Raw genomic sequence first — 4,626 nt, forward strand, 5'->3', positions numbered from 1 at the left:
GCTATCTGCGTCAACCCCATTGACGCGACCACCCTAAAAAAGTGGCGTGGTGAGGAATCGCCGTCCGTTTTACGGCGGCGAGGATGTCAACACTCCGGTAAATGAGCCGTTCAACTAAAAAGCGATCGAGGAACCCCTTCTTCTAGATCGCTTTTACTGTCCTTGACCAAATTTTGAAGATATCCTTAATTTTTCTCTTGTTTAATCTTCCTTTAACTTGGATCTGAAAAAATGCGATTGTTCAGCCTTTTTTTGCAGGTTTTCAGCTAAAAATATGATTCATGCTATCTATCGTCACCATTGGAAATTTTTATTAACCTTGCTGTCAATTGCTGGCAGTATCAATATTGTTACTGAATCGGCCTCAGCTTTAAATATCACCCGATTGAGCAGTCTTGGCAATAGTACAACTGCTGCTAATAATTTTGGGTCAGAAATTCCCGCTTACGACCCCGCTAGTCGCAGATTATTCCTGACTGGTCCCAATAATCGTCTAGATATTGCCGATATCAGCAATCCCGCTAGTCCAATTCGCTTACCCTCGCTCGATCTTAGCTCCTACGGTGCAGGGGTTAACAGCGTTGCCATCAAAAATGGTATTGTGGCCGTGGCCATGGAAGCTAGTACGATTACCAATAACGGCAGTGTGGTCTTTTTCGATACTAATGGTGTCTTTCAGAGTCAGGTTACTGTGGGTGCTTTACCCGATATGTTAACCTTTACTCCTGACGGTAATCGGGTTTTAGTGGCTAACGAAGGGGAAGCAGCTAATGGTGTCAATCCCGATGGTTCCGTTAGTATTATTGACTTAAGCGCTGGTGTTCTCAATCCCACGGTTAACACTGCCACCTTTACCAGTTTTAATGGTCAAGAGAACGCTTTAAGAAATCAGGGAGTTCGGATTTTTCCCGGTCAAACGGTTTCCCAAGATGTGGAACCAGAATACATCACCGTTTCCAAGGATGGAACCTCTGCATGGGTGTCTCTACAGGAAAATAACGCTATTGCGATAGTCGATATTGCTAACGCTCAAGTCACCAGTATTTTACCCCTAGGAGCTAAGGATTTTAACGCACCGGGTAATGGTTTAGATGCAAGCGATCGAGATGGGGTAGTATTTGGAGGAGCGGCTAATTCCCCAGCAGTGAGAATTAATAACTGGCCGGTTTTTGGCCTATATCAACCGGATACGATTGCTACCGTTACCATCGCCGGACAAACCTATTTAATTACTGCCAATGAAGGGGATACTAGAGATGAGAACAGACGAGTTTCTACTCTAACTTTAGACCCCAATGTTTTCCCTGATGCCGCCAACTTGCAATTAGCCCAAAATCTCGGTCGTTTGGATGTTTCTAGCATTGACGGACTTAACGGCCAAGGTCAATATAGCCAACTTTTTGCCTACGGGGGTCGTTCTTTTTCGATTTGGAATGTCACTAATGGACTGTCTCAAGTCTTCGATAGTGGCGATGATTTTGAACAAATTCTAGCGGCTTTTTCGGCAACTCCCCTAACTGCTAGTATTTTTAATTCCGATGGTAATCCTATCAGCTTCGATACTCGTAGCGATAACCGCGGCCCAGAACCAGAAGGTTTAGCCGTGGGAACCGTGGGCAATCGTCTCTATAGTTTTGTGGGAATAGAAAGGGCTGGCGGTTTCATGGTTTATGATATTACCAACCCTAGTAATCCTTTCTTTGTTAATTATATCAACGATTGGCAATTAGGCGATATCTCCCCCGAAGGATTATTATTTATTCCCGCTGCCGATAGTCCCAATGGTACTCCCTTGTTAATTGTTGCCAATGAAGTGAGTCGTAATGTGGCAATTTATTCCGTGAAACCTGTCCCAGAACCTAGCGCAGTTTTAGGATTAGTAACCCTCGGATTAGCTGGTTATAGTTTGAAAAAAAGAGGGAATTGCTAATCACATCCCGTAAAATGGTAGCGCCTCCGACCAATGGGGGCGTTTTCCCGTTTGCCAGTCCAAATAAGCTAAATCGAGGATAGCGGGGGCATTTATGCCTAAACAACTGGGTGTAGCTAATCTTTGATAGGGAATAGTTGAGTTTTCTAAAGTCTGCTGCCATTGTTCGGGAGTCATCAGGCTATCAGCTAAATAAACCCGATTACCCCCATAGATGCCCACATACAATTGTCCCCTAGTGGCGGGCATTTCTAGGGCTAGATAGGTATCGGGAGGGTAAAAATGCCGTTGTGACCAAGCAAAGGCCGCTAAACTGGAGACGGCAAAAATCGGTAGCTGTAATTGTTGTGCTAGGGTTCTACCGGTGACTAGACCGATGCGGGTACTGGTAAAGCTACCCGGCCCCTTAGCGGTGGCTAGAAAGGCTAAATCTGCCCATTTTTGCGGGGCCAGGAACTGTTTTAGATAGGGGTGGAATAGGTTCGATAAGTCCCTGTCTAAGTCCCAAGTTTGTTGACGACTATCATCGCTGAAATTAGAGAGGGCCAGTCCTAGTTGGGGACTGCTGGTATGCAAGGCTAATCCATAGACAGGGGAAGACAAGTCAATCTTTATCAGTAAGTTTTTATGGGTCGCCTGGGATTCGAACCCAAGACCAATCGGTTAAAAGCCGAGTGCTCTACCGCTGAGCTAGCGACCCGTTTCGTGTTCTGCACACGATTTATTAATATAACATCTTATCGGGGCTAAGTCAAGGGGAAATTTAAATTTGATTGACTCGCATTTCCACGATCGCCTCACGGCTACTCTGGGGTTCTAAGTAGGTCAAATGTTCGCCTGTGTTGAGGGCGTTGCGGGGAGCGCTCCAGGGTTCGAGACAGATATAATTTTTATCTTTCAGAGTCCAAAAAACTATAGTTGTATAGAGATCGTCGTAACCGAGGATAATTTGACGCTGATGATAGGAATCACTAAAACTACTTTGATGGCGAGTAATTTGCGGAAAAGCGGCATCAATTTCTTCGAGATTAAAGTCAAAGTGGCCGGCGTAGGAATGGAGGGTTTTGCTGCGTTGGTCAAGGTATTGGGAGGAGGGAATATCAAAGGATAATCGGGTTTTATCGGTGACTTGAAAATAGGGATGGAACCCGATAGAAAAGGGCATTTTTTCCAGGGAAAGATTAATTACTTTTTGGTGAATTTTGAGGCTGTTTCCTTGCAGTTGATAGGTAAAGATTAATTGAAAATCAAAGGGATAGACTTGACGAGTGGCTTCATTACTGTTTAATTCTAGGGTTAAACTAGCGGCGTTTTCGCTGCTTTGTTTGCTCACTTGCCAGGGTAAATCACGAGCAAATCCGTGTTGTTTAAGGGTATAGTTTCGTCCTTGGTGTTGATAGGTATTATCGGGTAAGTTGCCACATATCGGGAATAAAATCGGGACTCCTCCGCGGACGCTGAGGTTAGGCTCTTTGAATCTTTCTCTGTCCAGATATAAAATATCTTCTCCGCAAATTTGCCAACGGGTGATGATTCCTCCCCTAGCGGGAACCACTTCCAGATAAGCGTCAGCCTCTTCATCCTTGAGACAATAGGTAAGATATTGATTTTGGTTTTGAGTGATAGTAAAGGTCATATCAGTTATCAGTTATCAGTTATCAGTTATCAGTTATCAGTTATCAGTTATCGGTACAGCTGACTAAAAAGCTGATTGCTAACATAGAACGTAGGTTGGGTTGAAGCATGAAACCCAACGCCCGATCATGTTACGCTACCACTAACCCATCCTAACAAATAATTGTGCCTCCCTACTTAGCTTAACCAATGAGGTTTTAGATTCGGCCCTTGTGAATAAGCTGGGATAGACTAGCTTTAGATGAAAATTTGGGTAAGAAAATAGGCAATGGCGGCGCTACCAATCGGTACAGTGAGATTATCTATACCTAGTTTCGAGAAAGTTTCTAGAATAGTAGCTCCGATCGCTGTTAATAAAGATACTAAAATAATTGGCGGATTAATGCCATTAATAAAAGATAAAATAATCAAGCTGACTAAAAAGCTGATTCCCAACATAGTCAGGGAACCTTCCAGACTTTTGCCACTGCCGAAAATTTTGTAGGGATGTTGACCGAAATTTTGTCCGACTAGGGCTGCTAATCCGTCTCCCAAAGCCATAATTAAAATACCGATTGCCGCGTATTCGGGGTGAGAAATTGGCCAAAAATAAGCCACGAGAACACCTATACTAACAGCATAAAAAAAAGTTCCCCAACTGCGGCGACCAACACTATTAAGACTGGGTAAAAATGGGAAAAAATAGGATAGGATAGCAATAATTGCCGCTAGGATCGCGGCGCTTATTCCCACCCAAGCGGGGATATTTAACCACCAGGCAAAAAGGATGACGTTTCCTGTGCCAATGTGGACAACTTTGCGGGTAATTTCGCCATCGGTACTGAAAAGACTTTTTAATTTTTCAGCGATCAGAATCAGAACACCTAGGTAACAGGCGACTAAACCGATCGAAAATAGGAGAGAGTGGGATAGTTCCACGGGGTAAAAGCGAAAATTGACTATCTATTAGTTTAGGCGATCGAGGTGACATTGTTGACATCCTCACCGCCGTAAACGGACGGTGATTCCCAAACCTCACGATTTAGGTTTCTGCTTCTTTCCCTTGCGGGGTTCCGCACCGG

At 44.1% G+C, this 4,626-nt stretch carries 4 protein-coding genes and 1 tRNA gene; 1 reads left to right on the forward strand and 4 read right to left on the reverse strand.

Annotation, left to right across the window (positions count from 1 at the left end):
- Positions 1 to 274: 274 nt before the first annotated feature.
- A complete protein-coding gene (locus BGL89_RS09245) occupies positions 275 to 1,930 on the forward strand; it encodes a choice-of-anchor I family protein (RefSeq protein WP_286825464.1) in 1,656 nt (551 codons plus the stop codon).
- Here the strand turns inward: BGL89_RS09245 and tsaB are convergent, their stop codons facing one another.
- From tsaB to BGL89_RS09265, 4 genes are all read right to left on the reverse strand, one after another.
- The gene (gene tsaB, locus BGL89_RS09250; RefSeq protein ID WP_286825465.1) at positions 1,931 to 2,533 is read right to left on the reverse strand and encodes a tRNA (adenosine(37)-N6)-threonylcarbamoyltransferase complex dimerization subunit type 1 TsaB; all 603 of its coding nucleotides are present in this window, start codon (positions 2,531 to 2,533) and stop codon (positions 1,931 to 1,933) included. It abuts the gene before it with no gap.
- 25 nt (positions 2,534 to 2,558) lie between these two features.
- Positions 2,559 to 2,630, reverse strand: a tRNA-Lys gene (locus tag BGL89_RS09255).
- Positions 2,631 to 2,693: 63 nt separating this feature from the next.
- A complete protein-coding gene (locus tag BGL89_RS09260; protein WP_286825466.1) occupies positions 2,694 to 3,566 on the reverse strand; it encodes an aldose epimerase family protein in 873 nt (290 codons plus the stop codon).
- A gap of 236 nt (positions 3,567 to 3,802) precedes the next feature.
- Positions 3,803 to 4,483 carry a diacylglycerol/polyprenol kinase family protein gene (locus BGL89_RS09265; RefSeq protein ID WP_286825467.1) on the reverse strand — a complete coding sequence of 227 codons (681 nt, stop codon included), beginning with the start codon at positions 4,481 to 4,483 and terminating at the stop codon, positions 3,803 to 3,805.
- Positions 4,484 to 4,626 lie beyond the last annotated feature (143 nt).

It is taken from the genome of Microcystis sp. LSC13-02 (genome assembly GCA_002282935.1).
Lineage (GTDB): Bacteria > Cyanobacteriota > Cyanobacteriia > Cyanobacteriales > Microcystaceae > Microcystis.

What these genes read in the sequence shown, in the direction of transcription:
- BGL89_RS09260 (WP_286825466.1), bottom strand. Translation starts at nt 3,566, where the DNA reads ATGACCTTTACTATCACTCAAAACCAAAATCAATATCTTACCTATTGT.
- BGL89_RS09245 (WP_286825464.1), top strand. Translation starts at nt 275, where the DNA reads ATGATTCATGCTATCTATCGTCACCATTGGAAATTTTTATTAACCTTG.